This is a genomic window from Haloarcula sp. MBLA0163 (assembly GCF_055632435.1).
Genome location: NZ_CM145745.1, coordinates 2,578,580 through 2,592,892, shown reverse-complemented (window position 1 = coordinate 2,592,892; position 14,313 = coordinate 2,578,580). Strand labels below are relative to the sequence as shown.

Below are 14,313 nucleotides of genomic sequence, written 5' to 3'. Positions count from 1 at the left end.
CGGCCCGTAGAAATACCCCGCGGTCGCGTCCCGGCGTCACTCGCCCTCGTCGTCCGCGGCGAGTTCGACGTCGCGTGCCGCCGCGTCGGCGGGACCGTCGCCGTTGGTCGTCGCTTCGGCCTCGATCGGGGCGTCCCGTTCCTCGGTCGCCGGGTCCGTCGGGACGTCGTAGCGGTACCAGTGGTCGTCGCCGAGCACGAGGCAGGCGTTCCGGCGCTCGTCTTCGACGACCCGGTCGTCGGTGTCGATGGCCACGTCCACGAGTCCGGAGAGCGAGTCGACCTCCACGACGGGCGGCGCGCCCACCTCGGGCGGCACGCGTCCGGTCGTTATCCACTCGTCGAACTCCTCGCGGGCGGACTGGTAGGCCAGCCACCGCCGTTCGGCGTCGGTGACGGTCAGCCAGCCGGTCCGCCGGCCGTAGCCGAGGCCGGCGAGGGCGCCGAGCGCGACGACCAGCAGCCCCGGCCCGCCGACGCGGCGGAGCGGCCCGTACTCGGCGGGCACGGTGACGCGTTCGGTCTGGCCGCCCGAGGTCGTCACCGCCCCGGGGTCCTCGACGCGGTAGACGTTCCCCTCGGCCGTCATCGGGAGGCGGTAGGTCCTGGTGGCGTCGACCGACCGGCCGTTCCGCTGCCCGGAGAGGACGGTTCGAGCGACGACGGCGACCTCGACGGTCCCCGGCGTCCCACCGACCCGCTCGTCGATGCGAGCCGCCTCGGCGGCGGCCTCGCTCACGTCGACCGAGAACGGGACCGTCGTCCGCTCGCCGGGCGCCAGCGACCGTTCGCTCGCCCGGTTCAGCGTCCGTTCGACGCGCCAGTAGACGGTGTCGTCCCCTTCCTCGGACGGTTCGACGGACCGGAAGACGAGCGACACGGTGGTGTCAACGCCGAGGTCACCACCCCTGCTGGCCGCGTAGGTGTACGCGAACGACCCGTTCAGGCGCGGCGTCACCTGCTGGAAGTACACCGTCCGGTTCCGGAGCACGGCCCCCTCGTCGAAGGCTCGACTCCCGTTCACGACCGTCGCCCGGTGGGTGAACGCACCGCTGGACTCCCACGAGGCGGTCTGGCGCGTCTGGGTCTCTGTCCCGGGGGCGACGTGTGTGGCGTAGGTGAGGTACCCCCCGACGGCCCCGACCAGCAGGACGCAGACGACCACGAGCGCGACGTTGTCGGCCACTATCCTCCGAAACCGACTGGTCCGGCGACGCATGCTGTCAGACATAATAGTTAGTGTGTGGTAACTTGTTGGGTTCTAACACTACGTGAGCCGCGAGCGGAGGCGGTCGAGGCGGGACGGGCCGTCACGGGACCGCGACCGGACCCGCCCGGTGTCGACGAGCGCCACGCCGAGCAGGTAGAACGACCCGCCCAGCAGGCCGTCGATGGCGAGGATGGGCGCCCACGGGTGGACCTCGTAGAGCGACCGTATCGTCGACTGTGGTAACAGGAGCAGGTACCGGTGCTCCACGACGAAGTAGCGGTAGTAGCCGGTGTCCGGCGGGGCGGTCAGCGTGAGCGTCGCGTTGACCGTCGACTGGGGCGGTATCACCACCGCACTGGGTTCGAACGCGACGCCGTCGCTGGCCGGGTCGACGTACGTCACCATCGGCACGAACCCGCCGTTGCCCAGCACGTAGCGCGCCGACTCCGTCGTCCCCTGTTCGATGATGCGGATACCGGGCGAGTCGCTCTCGGCGCTGACCACGCCGAACTCCTGCGGGCCGGCCGGGACGACCATCGTCGCCGTCGCCGACAGGACGACCGCCGCCGCGAAGACGGCGACGACGAGACGGACGCTCGTCCCCGTCTCGCGGCTGGCGTCCCGCTCGGGGCGCTGCCGGCCGCCGCCGACCACCAGATCCACGACGTACGCCACGACGGAGAGGCCCACGAGCAGGTAGGCCACCCCCTGCGTGCCCAGGAGCGAGCGGGTGCCCAGCGCCGCGGCCAGTCGCCGCTGTCCCTCGGTCAGTACGTCCTGTGTCAGGCCGACGAACGCTCCGACGCCCGGGACCGCCAGCACCTCGCCGCCGGGTCGCCAGGCGACGGCGACTATCTGTGCCTCCGTCACCGGGGGTTCGTCGCCGTCCTGGTCGGTGAACGGGTTGTTGTCGCCGCGCGTGACGTACCCCCGCTCCGTCTCGCCGACGACGCGGTGGGTGGTGAGCCCGCCGCCCTGGATCTCCTCGGCGCGGAACGTGACGACGTCGCCCTCCTCGACGGGGCCGGCCACCTCCGCCGGGACGGCGACGAACCCGTCGCCCGGTTCCAGCGTCGGCTGCATGCTCCCCGTCGTGACGTAGCCGAGCAGCACCGGCTGGCCGAGTACCTGTCCGGCGACCATGGCGACGAGGAACAGCGCGACCGCTCCCTCCACCGCTATCGCCACCCCTCTCCGCAGTGCCATCACCGAGTGTCTGCCTCGCTGTCATATAAGTCTGGTGACGAGTCGACGACGCGCACTCACGCCTCCGTCGGGGGGACCAGCGACCGCCGGACTTCGAGTGTCACGTACGGGCCGGTGAACCCCAGCGCGTAACCGACGAGGTGCGTGTAGAGGTTCACGACGGCGCCGTCGACGACGGGGTCGACCGGGAACGTGGCGACCGGGACCGCGAGGAACACCACCGTCGCCACGACGGCCAGTTCGAAGTGCCCCGACTGGCGCGTCGCGGCGTGGAGCGTCGGCCCCACCGCCCGCCACTCGTCGACCGTCGACAGGGCGTACAGCGCCACGACGAGGACGAGTGCGGCGACGAGTCCGACCAGCGTCGCGACGAGGACCCGCGTGACCGGGACGACGACGCCGCGGACCGGGACCCGGACGGGGTTCGTGGCGACGGCGGCCAGCGTCAGCAGCGAGACGACCGTCACGCCGACGAAGAACAGCAGCGGCGCCGTCTTCCGGTCCCGGCCGACGCCGAACTGCCGGTCGAGGTAGGTCGCCAGCGCCAGCGGGAGGTAGCCGTACAGGGCCAGCAACACGCCGGAGAAGCCGAGACTGGCGCCCCGGCGCGCGACCGCCAGGTTCAGGTACGGCAGCGCGACCGGGCAGACGAGGAGCAACGAGACGAACGCGACGCGGAACCGCTCCCGGTCCCCGCTCAGGACGCTCGGGAGGTACGCGGCGGGCACGACGAGCGCGTAGCCCACCAGATTCGTCACCAGGTGGGCCGTGTCGAGGTGGACGAACGACGACGCGAGGGCCGTCCCGAGGGTCGGTGCCGTGTACTCGAACGCCAGCGACTGGCGGGTCGCGCGGGGCAGCGACGCCACCGCCAGCAGTATCACGGGGACCGAACACAGCAACAGCAGGTCGGCCGCCGTCGCCCGGGACCACAGCGTGCGGCGCGCCGACGCCGGCCGGTCGCTCCCGAGCATCGGTCAGCTGTACCGCCGCACCGCGACGAGCGCCACGACCAGTCCCGCCAGGAAGGCGACCACGGCCAGCAGCGGCCCGAGACCGAGGCCGGCGATCTCCGTCGTCCCGCTCCCCTCCGGGGACCGGGTCGGCGCTGGCTCCGTCTCGCTCGCCGTCGGCCGTCCCGGCCGCTCGGTCGTCTCGGTCGTGGTCGCCGTCTCGGTGTCCGTTTCGGTCGCCGTCTCGCTGCCCGTGGCTGTCGACGTCTCCGTCGGCGTTGGTGTCACCACTTGCGACTCGTAGCTGTCGTCCTCGTCGTCCTCGTCGTCATCGTCGTCGTCGTCTCCATCGTCACGTGGTTCGGCGAGGCCGGCGTGGACGGTGAACTGCTGGGCGTCCTCGACGTCGTGGTCGCCGCGGGTGTCGACGCGAAGGCCGACCGCGACGGTCTCGCCCGGCCCCAGAGAGACGCTGTGCTCGGCGCTCTCGATGCTCTCGGTCGCGTCCTCGCCGCGGTAGAACCGCACGTCGTCGGCGTCGTCGGTGAGCCACACGTCGGCGTACCGGTCGCCGGTGTAGGTCATCGTGAACACGCGCGGGAGTGTCGTGACCGCGCCGTCATCGACGCCCTCCCCGTCGACGTAGGGGTTCGCGTCCGTGAGGAGGAGCTCTATCTCGTCGTCCTCGTTCAGGACGGCGTAGTCCCCGTTCTCGGTATCTGCCGGTTGGAGGACGAGGTCGTCGCCGATTGTGTCGGTCCCGAGCGGGTCGAACGGGACAGCGCCGGTCGGGACGAGCAGGGCTGTCGACGCGAGGGCGAGGGCGGCGAGGAAGAGTGGGAGTGTTCTGTTCATCGCGGAACGAGATGGCGTTTCAGGTTGCTCGTGTGGCTACCTCTATACGCTATTTATTTGTTGTATTCCGGTGTTTGAACACGGTTCAAAGAATGCGAGCGGGTACCGCCGGGTCGTTGAGGCTCTGACCAAGGGGCCCAGATAGTCGGTCGGTGTCGGAACAACGGACGCTCCGACGAGCCGAACGGAATCAAAATCTGACTACCCGGATGCTTCGGGTGCCTCAGCCACGATTTCGAAGGACGCGTCGAACCGCCCGCCAGCCGTGTCGGCGTCCGGGGCAGTCTCGACGAGAAGCCCGATTGATACCGTTTCACCCACACTGAGGGGGAGCGCGTCATCCTGACCGACGAGCGACTCGCCTGATGGGCCGACGAGGCCGACCGCATTGAGCTCTGGTGGCAGCGGCCCGGACCGGCTGAAGAGTTCGACGTTGTCGGTTCCCTGGTTTGTCACTTCGACGAGGTCGGTAAACGCGTATGTCGATCCCGGATTGAGGCCCTCGCCTTCGGGCGCGTCCTCGTTCCCCGGATAGTTTCGCAACCCGGGGATTGCGAACTCGATGGTCCCGTCCGAGACGTTGGACCGGACCAGTCCCGAGTCGTCGTCGGGGATGAACTTTAGATACGCATTTCTGTCCTCTACGACCGACATCGACACTGTTCGCGCTGCACTCGTGCTGGAGAACGCCCCCGCACCGACGGGCACGGCTGTCGCCGTCAAAGCTCCTATCAGTTGTAGGAGCTTCCGTCGGTTCATACTGTCTAATACCCGTAGCGGCCACCCTGCTCAACCGCGATTATCGGGAGCGTCAGGTCCTTGTCAAGGCTCTCATCGTTCGTGTCGATTTCGAATGAGAGATTCACATCGTCACCCGGCGCGAGACCGATATGAGTTTGGCCAGTTCCGTCTGGCTGTTCAAGCGAGGCTGCGTAGCCACCGTTTTTATTTACGTATTCGCCGTCATATTCGACTGATTCTTTAAGCTCGGTGGAGTGTGCAAATACGCTAAAGTCGTCAATAGCGTCTGCGTTCCGAATTGAGCTCGTATCGGCAGCTAGCCACACATCCGTCGTACCGTGGTTTTTTGCCGTCAGGACGTTCGTAAACTCGGTAATCGCGTCCTGGTTCAGGCCCTGACCAAGGGTATTGCGACCGTTGAATGCGAGCTTGATTTCGCCACCGTTGTCAACGACAACATCTTCGGCGACATCCCCGTTCGGACCTTCCGATAGTGCGAGGTATGCGTCTGCATCTCCCTCGACATCAATAGAGACGGTCCGATTCGCCTGTGCGCTCGAGAACGCACCAGTACCCATTGCAGCCGCCGAGCCGGCGGCGAGCGATCCCATTCCGATCAGGAACTTGCGTCGTTGCATCGTTGGTCTACCTCGTTGGGCGCCCGCACCCCCCACCGACCGCCGGTGGGTCGGACGCTACCTGAGGCCACACCCCCTATCCGCATTGTAGTAAGGACTTTGAAAGTACCACTCAGTCTGATTGAGCATCGGCAAACGGTCTTTGTCGGTCGCCGTCGGGAAGCAAGCACTCTATACCGGGCCGCGTCTCGGCGACCGGACGACCGCATACAGTGTTTGAAGCGCGTATATCGCCGTTTTCTGCGGTTCTGACGGCCGCTGCCGTCGACTGTGCGGGAGTTCCGGAAACCGGTACGGAAACGGGTACGAAGTGATGAACAGTCAATACCTTTATGTCGTGTTCACTTTTCAACAGAAGTGCGAACTGTCAGCTATCGTGTGGGTACCGTCCACACCGCCGTCTCCCAGGGGTGGGATGTCCGAATGAGCAAGGCCACGTCACCGTCGCCACGAGACCAGTCGCAACGCGCCGAGACAGAGACACAGCGAGACGACCACTCGACGGAACTCTCGCGGGACGAGACGTTCGAGATGTTGAGCAACCGCCGACGGCGGTACACGCTCCACCACCTGCAGGACACCGAGCGTGCGGTCCCGCTGTCGGACCTCGCCGAGCAGGTCGCGGCGTGGGAGAACGACACGACGGTCCGGGACATCTCCGCCAGCGAGCGAAAGACGGTGTACACGTCGCTCCAGCAGTTCCACCTCCCGAAGATGGACGAGACCGGCGTCGTCGAGTTCCACCAGCGCGACGGCACCGTCGAGCTGACCGACGCCGCCGCCGACCTCGACATCTATCTGGAGCTCGTCGACCGCTACGACATCCCGTGGAGCTTCTACTACATGGGCCTCAGCGCCATCGGGTGCATCCTCGTCACGCTCTCCTGGATGGGCGTCCAGCCGTTCGCCGTGGTCCCGTTCGTCGGGTGGACGGTGTTCCTGCTGGGGACCTTCGGCGTCTCGTCGGCCTCGCACTACTACCTCTCGCGACGGATGCGACTGGGGTCGGGTGAGTCGCCCCCAGAGGTGGAGGATGTCTAGCCGCTTCGCCGTGGTGCTCGCCGTGGCCGCCGTCGCCGCCCTCGCCGTCGGCAGCGGCGGGTTCAGCGCCGTCTCCGCCGACCGGCAGGTGCGCGTCGACGTCGTCGGCGACGCAGACGCGTACATGTCGCTGACGTACCCCGACACTCAGGTGTCGCTCGACGGGGCGACGGTCGAGAACGCGTTCCTGACCGTCCGGAACCAGTTCACGCAGCCGGTCGATTTCACCGTCACGTACACCGTCGACACCGACGACGGACTGGACGCGACGCCGACGGGCGACACCGTCACACGCGGGTCGGTCGGCGTCGGCGAGGAGTTCGACGTCCCGGTCGCGCTGCGGTGCGGGGCGTCCGGGACGCAGGACGCGAACGTCTCCTTCGACGTGACGGCCGACGGCGCCGACGTGTTCGCCGAGACGACCGAGCCGCGCCACGTCGAGTACGCCGTCGAGTGCCCCTCCGTGACGGTCCTGTTCCAGGGCGCCGGTAACGCACGGGTCGACGGCCCCGAGGCCCTCGCGGGCACGAAGGGGACGGTCTGGACCCTCGAATCGGGTGAACTCGCCGCCCGCGACGTGGACCTCGCCGCTGGCGGCGAGAACGTCCGCCCCGCCGTCGGCGGGAACGAGACCGTCGTCGCGGTCACGCTCGACGCGACGGACCGGACCTACGTCCACCCGGACCTGCGACGGACCGACGACGGGTTGGTCGTCCAGTCAGCAGGCCAGGGCGACCCGGCGGGCTCGAACGACCCGGCCGACCCGGTGTGTGCGGGCGCCGTCGACCCCGCCGACCTCGCGTCGACGGACGACGGACTGACGTGTCCAGGGTAGCCCCGGGACGGGCGGCGCTGTAACGCTTACCCGGGTCGAGCGCCTACCGACGCCATGAGCACGTCAGACCACGACCGGCCCGTGACCGTCCGGACCCGCGAGGAGATGGACGAACACCTGCGTGACGGCGACCGCGTGCTGGTGATGGTCCGCACCGAGGGGTGTACCATCTGCCGGTCGATGGAGCCCATCCTCGACAACGTCGCCCGCGCCACCGACGCCACCGTCCTCGTGTTCAACCCTCGCGAGGACTTAGACGCCGTCGAGGCGTTCGCCGTCCGGAGTGTGCCGACCTTCCTGCTGTTCGTCGACGGCGAGCTAGTCGACCGGCGGGCCGACGGGTTCGTCCCGACGGCCGACCTCGTCGCGTTCGTCGAGTCCGGCTGAGTCGGGGACGCTACTCCTCGCCGGTCAACCGCACCGTGACGACCGGCACCGGCGAGCGACGGACGACTTTCTCCGCGACGCTCCCGATGAGGTAGTGGTCCAGTCCGGTCCGGCCGTGGGTCCCCATCACGACGAGGTCCATCGCCTCGTCCTCGACGTGTGAGAGGATCTCCGACCGCGGGACGCCCTCCACGACGGCCGTCTCGACGGGCAGGTTGTCGGGGAGCGCCGCGACGGTGTCCTCGACGGCCTGTTCGGCCCGCTCGCGCTCGGCCTCCGTCCACGCCTCGGCCGAGAGGCCGGCGGTCGGGCTCTCGAAGCGGTTGCGCGTGTCGATTACGGAGAGGACGTGGACCGTCGCGTCGAAGCGGTGGGCGAAGTGCCCGGCGTGTTCGGCGGCCGCGGCGATACCGTCGCTGCCGTCGGTCGGTAGGAGGATGTCGTCGTACATACTCGAAGGGAGAACGCGCCGCGGTTAGAAGGCACCGGCTGCCATCAGGAACAGCGCGACGGCGATGACGGCGAACAGCGCGCCGACGCCCTTCTTGATGAGTGACGTATCGAGCGCGGCGGAGACGTAGGGGGCGATCTGGCCACCGGTGGCCGTCGCCGGCACCGTCCAGACGACCATGTTCCACGGCGTCGACGCGAGGTCGATGCTGTGGGCGCCGGGCACGAGGCCGCCGCCGAAGACGTGGACGAGCGACGCGAGGATGGCCGTCGTCGCCACGACGATGTGGTTCGTCCCGATGGCGACCCGGACGGGCACGTCGGTGCGGAGCATCGAGATGATGCCCAGTTCGCCGATACCGAACCCGGCGAGGCCCTGGAAGACCCCGCCGATGCTGTAGTTGGCGAAGCGCTCGAGGTAGCCGCCGTGTGAGTAGGTGTAGTCGTTCCCGTCCTTGTCGACCCGCGTGACGGTGCCGTTCTCGTCCTTCTCGACGCCGGCGGGACCGAGCTTGTCGGCATCGTTCGGGAGGTTGGCGCCGGTGCCGCCGTCCGCGGAGACGCCGGCCTCCTCGTCGCCGGCGGCGCCGGGCTCCTCGTGTCCGAGGTCGGCCTTGAACAGCAGGAACGACGCGGCGATGAGGGCGATGCCCAGCAGCGCGTGGAACACCGGTGCCGGGATGACGAACGAGAGGAGCGCGCCCGCGACGACGAACGGGATGCCGCCGAGGACGAGGCTGAGCGCCAGCCGGCGGTCGACGAGGCCGTACTGGATGAACGCCAGCGCCGAACTGGAGAGGCCGAACGACTCGCTGATGAGGCCGATCTTCACCAGCGTCTCCGGCGTGAGCGTCTCGCCGGCGACGACCGGGAAGACGAAGATGAGGAAGGGCACGAACAGCGCCGACCCGCTTATCCCGACCGTGTTGACGATGGTGGCGCCGGTGATGAACGCGAGGAACAGCCACCAGTATTCGAGCCAGTAGCCCGTCCCGGAGCCACTGGTAGGTGCGAAGAAGTACACACCGACCACGAACGCCAGTGGCGCGAGGAACACGAAGACGTGTTGGTACTTGAGGAAGGTCTTCTGGATGCTACCGGACGATGACGACGTGGTCATTGAATCGTGAAGCCAGTGTAGTAAATCGGGACTTAAGTGCGTTGTCGTATCGTTCGATATTTCGAGCGATGATTCGTTACAAATACGGCTCTGTAGTTTCGCTAGACGCGAGGGCTACGACTGCGTTATCTCGGTAGAAAGCGAAGAGACGGAGTGTTGTGACTTCGGAATTCCGTCTCTTCACGCGTGTTACGGTGGCGAAGGCTAAATCAGTTGTCGCTAATCCGGACGAACCCGCCGACCCCGAAGGGGGTGGCGGGTTCGCTGAATGGGCGATGCTCACCGTGCATGCACTCCGTATCGAGCTGGGCAAATCCTACCGCGTCGCCGTGGATTTGCTCTCCGAAATGCCCGGCGTTCTCGACGAGATTGGGCTCACCAGACTTCCACACTACACCGTTCTCCGCACGTGGTTTGAGCGTATTCCGACCAAGACGTGGCGTGCGTTTCTCGGCGCATCAGCCGAGAAACGCACTGGCCACGCTGCTATCGATTCGACCGGCTTCGACCGTGATCAGCCCAGCCGCCACTACGCTAACCGCACGAACTACCGCGTCCGAGCGCTGAAAGTCACTGCCTTGGTGGATGTCGAAACGCTGTACATCACCGACATCCACTCCACAACGAGCAAGAAACACGATGCGAAGATCGGCCCGCAGGTCGCCCGGCGCAACGCCGGCGACCTGCGGAGCCTCGCCGCCGACCGAGGCTACGACGCCAAAGCCTTCCGCGACGAACTCCGCGACAACGGCATCAGACCGCTGATCAAGCACAGGATCATGAACCCGCTCGATCACGCCCATAACGCCCGCATAGACGGTGATCGGTACCACCAGCGATCCATGTCAGAAACCGTCTTCTCGTCGATCAAGCGCACGCTCGGCGCTGCCGTGCGTGCGCGAAGCTGGTGGCTGGAGTTCCGTGAGATGCTGCTGAAAGCCACCGTCTACAACCTTCGCCGGAGCGTTCGATATCCGTGAAATCAACCGCCGTGTACCGAAACTACAGAGCCACAAATACCGGGCCTGAGGGGTCACTAACTGTTCAACACGCCTGCGGTCGCACACGCGTAGGTGAATCCCTAATGTTTATTGTACCGGCTGTGCTACTCTGTGACGTAATGAGTTTTCCAGAGGGGCCCATGGAGGCAGAGCAGTCCTACGACGACAGTCACGACGCAGTCGACCGCGCCCCGACGGACGGACTCATCGCGACGGTAAGACGGGCCATCCGGACCCACGTCGAGACGTGGTCGGACCGCTACGTTGAGATGCGCGTCGAGGCCCGTACCGGTCGTCGCTAGCGGCGTCGGTCGACCGTTCTTCTCTGACGTTCTGCCCGTACCAGCGGGTGTCCGCACCGCTTCACCGGCAACGGCTTTGCACGCGACCCGGGTAGCGACGCCACCGTGACCGTCACCGACACGGTCGGCGGCCGGGATGTCGTCGTCTTCGAAGCCGACGGGTCGCTGTACGCCTACGAGAACGACGGCCACGCGTTCGAGCGAGATAGCGAGGGGGAAACGACGTTCAGCTCGGACGAGACGGTCTGGGGCCCGCTCACGGACGAGAGCGAGGACGGTCGCTCGCCGCCACAGCTCCCGGCCCGGACGCTGTTCGCGTTCGCGTGGCAGGACGACCACGGCCCGGACGCGTTCTGGGAACCCTGACCCGCCCTCCCCGGGTCGGGGGACTCGTGTCGCACGCGGAGGGGCTCTCCGGAGACGGTGCCCGCCGAGCACGAAACCACTAACAGGCCCCTCCACAACGGGTCGGTATGGACATCCAACGCATCGCGGTCCACGAGTCGGCCGGCCGGGCGTTCCCGCTGTCGTCGCTCGTCGAGTCGCTGTCGTCGCTGTCGGTCCCCGTCGAACGAGTCACGGACGGCGAACGGTACGGTCCCGGCGACTGCGTCGTGACGTTCTCGCCCCGCGAGGCCTTCCACGACGCGGCGTGGGTCCACGGTGTCCGGGCGGGGTACGACGAGTTCGACACCGACGCGTACGCGGCCAGCGGCACCGCCCTCACCAACAGCACGGGCATCCACGGCGACACGGTGCCCGAGACGGTGGTCGGCTACCTCACGATGTTCGCTCGCCGCCTCCACGTCTACCGGGACCAGCAACACGACCGCGTCTGGGACCACGAGGCCTACGAGGTGCCGTTCACGCTGACCGGCGAACGGGTCTGCGTCGTCGGCCTCGGGACCATCGGACAGGGGGTCGCGCGACGGGCCGACGCGATGGGGATGGACGTGGTCGGCGTCCGGCGCTCGGGCGACCCCGTCGACGGCGTCGAGCGGGTGTACACGCCCGACGAACTGGACACCGCCGTCGCCGACGCTCGCTTCGTCGTCCTCGCCGTCCCGCTGACCGACGCCACCGAGGGGCTAATCGACGCCGGCGTCCTCGACACCATGCCCGACGACGCCTACCTCGTCAACGTCGCTCGCGGGGCCGTCGTCGTCGAGGACGCCCTGCTGTCGGCGCTCGAGGACGGCGACATCGCGGGAGCCGCCATCGACGCCTACTGGGAGGAACCGCTCCCCGAAGAGCATCCGCTGTGGGACTACGAGAACGTCATCATGTCGCCGCACTGTGCGGCGTTCACGAACCACTACCACGAGGACATCGCCGGACTCGTCAGCGAGAACGTCGAGCGGGCGATGCGCGGCGAGTCGCTGCGGAACCGCGTCGCCTAGGTCCCTTCGACCAGCCGTTCGAGCTGCTCCGGCGGCACCGCCCCGCGGGCGGCGTAGCCGTCGTAGGCGAACGTCGGGACGCCCGTGACGCCCTGCTGTTGAGCCGCGGTGAACTGCTCGCGGACCCTCGCCCGGAGGTCGTCGTCGTCCAGCGCCGAGCGCACCTCGTCGGCGTCGACGCCGGCGTCCGCGGCAAGTTCGACCAGCACGTCTTCGTCGCCGATGTCGCGTCCCTCCTGCCAGAGCGCCTCGAAGACGGCCACGTCGAACGCCAGCCACGTCTCGTAGTCGTAGTGCTCCTTGACGTAGTAGGAGACGACCTGCGCGGGCAGGGAGTCGATGTCGGTGGCGATGTCGAGGTCCATCTCCACGTCGTACTTCTCCTGCAGACGGCGGACGCCCTGTTTGGCCTGCTCGTAGTACTCGTCGTCCTTCCCGTCGTCGACGGAGTGGTCGATGGTGCCGTCCGGGTTGCGCTTCTGGCTCCGCAGGTCGAACGGGTGCCAGTCTATCTCCAGGTCCGACTCCCGCGTCGACTGGTACTGCCGCAGGGACTCGCGCCCGAGGTAGCAGAACGGGCAGACGTAGTCCGAGTACACCGTGATGCGCTCGTTCCCCTGTGTCTCGCTCATGTACGGCCTCTTACCCCCTCACTCGTTAAGAGCGGGGCCCGGTCGTGTCCGACTGGCGCACGACCGCGGCTTCGACCGGTCGGTCCGCGCGGTGCGGGACGGATGCTCGTCGCCGTCGTTTCAGTCGGTGTTCTCGCCCGCGACGGCGTCCAGCAGGGTCTCGACCCGCCCGACCAGCGTCTCGCTGTCGGCCGCCAACAGGGTGACGCTCCCGGCGACGCTCACCTCGCCGCGGTCCACGACGGCCACCGGCGATTCCTCGCTCGTCTCGAAGGCCCGCCCCACGCCCCACGCCGTCGCGCCGCCGGGGGCCACGTCGGCCGGTCGCTCGCTCGGGTCGTAGTCCGAGACGGTGCCGGCGAGGTCCGACAGGGCGTCCTCGACGGCGTCGGTCAGGCGACAGTTCACGGCGAACCGCAGCGCCGGGTCGTGTTCGCGGGCCGCGAGCAGGAACTGTGCGACGGTGCCGCCGGCGCCGAAGCGCACCCCGCGGTTCGGCCGGACGCCGTCCAGCGTCCGCGTGATGCGGCCCTCGACGGCGGCCACCTCGTCGGGCGTCTCGGCGTAGGGGGTCGCGCCGGCGACGGTCAGCCCCACCTCGGGGACGAGCGGCGAGACGTCGCGGTCGACGAGGGCCGCCACCGCCCGCTCGACGGCCTCGCTGGTCTCGTGGCGCGCGGCCTCGTTGCGCGTCTCGACCGCGTGGTGGACCGCGCCGGGGCCCTCCCCCACGTCGAGGTTGTAGCGGACCGCCCGGGCGAGCAGGTCGACCCCGGCCGCAACGGCGTCCGAGAGGTCGTCGCCGTGGGCCAGTCTGGTGGCGATGGCCGAGGAGAGCGTACACCCGGACCCGTGGGTCGCCGCGGTGTCGACCCGGTCGTGACGGAACGTCGTCACCGAGTCCTCGGTCACCAGCACGTCCACGACGTCGTCGCCGGGGACGTGTCCGCCCTTGACGAGGGCGGCGTCGGCGCCCATCTCGACGAGGTCCCGGCCCGCCGCCTCGGCGTCGCCGGGCTCGTCGATGGGCCGGTCGGTCAGCACCTCGGCCTCGTCGGCGTTGGGCGTGACCAGCGTCGCCTCGGCGATAAGCCGCTCGTAGGCGGCCTCGGCCTCGGGTTCCAGGAGGCGGTCGCCCGAGGTGGCGACCATCACCGGGTCGACGACGAGGTTCGGCAGGGGCGTCTCCGCGACCACGAGGTCGACGACGTCGCTCACCGCGAGCATCCCGGTCTTGACGGCGGCCACGTCGAAGTCCTCGCGGACCGCTCGAATCTGGGCCGCGATGTCCTCGGTCGGCAGGAGGTGGCTCCCCTGCACGCCGGTCGTGTTCTGTGCCGTGACGCTCGTGACGGCGCTGGTGCCGAAGGCGCCGCCGGCCTCGATGGTCTTCAGGTCCGCCTGGATGCCGGCGCCACCGCCCGAGTCGCTGCCCGCGATGGTGAGGACGACTGGCGGCGTGACCGGTGCGTCCGCGCGTGTCATGTTCGGCGACTGGACCGGCGGCCCCAAAGCGGTGCTGGTCTGGCAGGTGCCGGCGTGA

The 14,313-nt window shown here is 68.2% G+C and carries 17 protein-coding genes; 7 read left to right on the top strand and 10 right to left on the bottom strand.

Going from position 1 to position 14,313, the window contains the following annotated elements; all coding sequences use genetic code 11:
* Window positions 1-36 precede the first annotated feature (36 nt).
* From ACV7GQ_RS13775 to ACV7GQ_RS13750, 6 genes are all read right to left on the bottom strand, one after another.
* Entirely contained in the window at window positions 37-1,185 is a 1,149-nt protein-coding gene (locus tag ACV7GQ_RS13775) for a DUF5305 domain-containing protein (protein WP_470310806.1), read from the bottom strand.
* Window positions 1,186-1,266: 81 nt separating this feature from the next.
* Complete coding sequence (locus ACV7GQ_RS13770) at window positions 1,267-2,415, bottom strand: S26 family signal peptidase (RefSeq protein WP_470310805.1); 1,149 nt, start codon at window positions 2,413-2,415, stop codon at window positions 1,267-1,269.
* A gap of 56 nt (window positions 2,416-2,471) precedes the next feature.
* Window positions 2,472-3,389 carry a hypothetical protein gene (locus tag ACV7GQ_RS13765; protein WP_470310804.1) on the bottom strand — a complete coding sequence of 306 codons (918 nt, stop codon included), beginning with the start codon at window positions 3,387-3,389 and terminating at the stop codon, window positions 2,472-2,474.
* Window positions 3,390-3,392: 3 nt separating this feature from the next.
* Window positions 3,393-4,223, bottom strand: a complete 831-nt coding sequence (locus ACV7GQ_RS13760; RefSeq protein WP_470310803.1) for a hypothetical protein — start codon at window positions 4,221-4,223, stop codon at window positions 3,393-3,395.
* A gap of 201 nt (window positions 4,224-4,424) precedes the next feature.
* A complete protein-coding gene (locus tag ACV7GQ_RS13755; RefSeq protein WP_470310802.1) occupies window positions 4,425-4,982 on the bottom strand; it encodes a hypothetical protein in 558 nt (185 codons plus the stop codon).
* A gap of 5 nt (window positions 4,983-4,987) precedes the next feature.
* Window positions 4,988-5,602 carry a hypothetical protein gene (locus ACV7GQ_RS13750; protein ID WP_470310801.1) on the bottom strand — a complete coding sequence of 205 codons (615 nt, stop codon included), beginning with the start codon at window positions 5,600-5,602 and terminating at the stop codon, window positions 4,988-4,990.
* A gap of 423 nt (window positions 5,603-6,025) precedes the next feature.
* Between ACV7GQ_RS13750 and ACV7GQ_RS13745 the strand changes: the two genes are divergently transcribed.
* Genes ACV7GQ_RS13745 through ACV7GQ_RS13735 form a run of 3 tightly spaced genes read left to right on the top strand, consistent with a single transcriptional unit; the run spans window position 6,026 to window position 7,865 of the window.
* Complete coding sequence (locus ACV7GQ_RS13745; protein WP_470310800.1) at window positions 6,026-6,643, top strand: DUF7344 domain-containing protein; 618 nt, start codon at window positions 6,026-6,028, stop codon at window positions 6,641-6,643.
* A complete protein-coding gene (locus ACV7GQ_RS13740; protein ID WP_470310799.1) occupies window positions 6,636-7,478 on the top strand; it encodes a hypothetical protein in 843 nt (280 codons plus the stop codon). The genes ACV7GQ_RS13745 and ACV7GQ_RS13740 overlap by 8 nt, the downstream gene beginning before the upstream one ends.
* Window positions 7,479-7,532: 54 nt before the next feature.
* Window positions 7,533-7,865, top strand: coding sequence for a thioredoxin family protein (locus tag ACV7GQ_RS13735; protein ID WP_470310798.1), 333 nt, complete (start codon window positions 7,533-7,535; stop codon window positions 7,863-7,865).
* A 10-nt stretch (window positions 7,866-7,875) separates the two neighbouring features.
* On the opposite strand, the gene ACV7GQ_RS13730 is transcribed toward ACV7GQ_RS13735, so the two are convergent.
* Both ACV7GQ_RS13730 and ACV7GQ_RS13725 read right to left on the bottom strand, forming a co-directional pair.
* Window positions 7,876-8,316: a universal stress protein gene (locus ACV7GQ_RS13730; protein ID WP_470310797.1), complete on the bottom strand. Its 441-nt coding sequence runs from the start codon at window positions 8,314-8,316 to the stop codon at window positions 7,876-7,878.
* Between the two features lie 24 nt (window positions 8,317-8,340).
* Window positions 8,341-9,435, bottom strand: coding sequence for a sulfite exporter TauE/SafE family protein (locus tag ACV7GQ_RS13725; protein WP_470310796.1), 1,095 nt, complete (start codon window positions 9,433-9,435; stop codon window positions 8,341-8,343).
* Between the two features lie 158 nt (window positions 9,436-9,593).
* Here ACV7GQ_RS13725 and ACV7GQ_RS13720 point away from each other — a divergent pair, with 158 nt between their 5' ends.
* From ACV7GQ_RS13720 to ddh, 4 genes are all read left to right on the top strand, one after another.
* Window positions 9,594-10,415 (top strand): IS5 family transposase, encoded by an 822-nt coding sequence (locus tag ACV7GQ_RS13720; protein WP_470310795.1) that lies wholly within the window; start codon window positions 9,594-9,596, stop codon window positions 10,413-10,415.
* Window positions 10,416-10,555: 140 nt separating this feature from the next.
* Entirely contained in the window at window positions 10,556-10,738 is a 183-nt protein-coding gene (locus ACV7GQ_RS13715) for a hypothetical protein (RefSeq protein WP_470310794.1), read from the top strand.
* A 105-nt stretch (window positions 10,739-10,843) separates the two neighbouring features.
* The gene (locus ACV7GQ_RS13710) at window positions 10,844-11,104 is read left to right on the top strand and encodes a hypothetical protein (RefSeq protein WP_470310793.1); all 261 of its coding nucleotides are present in this window, start codon (window positions 10,844-10,846) and stop codon (window positions 11,102-11,104) included.
* Between the two features lie 107 nt (window positions 11,105-11,211).
* On the top strand, window positions 11,212-12,138 hold the full coding sequence (ddh, locus tag ACV7GQ_RS13705; protein ID WP_470310792.1) for a D-2-hydroxyacid dehydrogenase: 927 nt from the start codon (window positions 11,212-11,214) through the stop codon (window positions 12,136-12,138).
* On the opposite strand, the gene ACV7GQ_RS13700 is transcribed toward ddh, so the two are convergent.
* Both ACV7GQ_RS13700 and thiD read right to left on the bottom strand, forming a co-directional pair.
* On the bottom strand, window positions 12,135-12,770 hold the full coding sequence (locus tag ACV7GQ_RS13700) for a DsbA family oxidoreductase (protein ID WP_470310791.1): 636 nt from the start codon (window positions 12,768-12,770) through the stop codon (window positions 12,135-12,137). The two genes, ddh and ACV7GQ_RS13700, sit on opposite strands and share 4 nt — an antisense overlap.
* 120 nt (window positions 12,771-12,890) lie before the next feature.
* Window positions 12,891-14,255: a bifunctional hydroxymethylpyrimidine kinase/phosphomethylpyrimidine kinase gene (thiD, locus tag ACV7GQ_RS13695; protein WP_470310790.1), complete on the bottom strand. Its 1,365-nt coding sequence runs from the start codon at window positions 14,253-14,255 to the stop codon at window positions 12,891-12,893.
* Window positions 14,256-14,313: the final 58 nt, after the last annotated feature.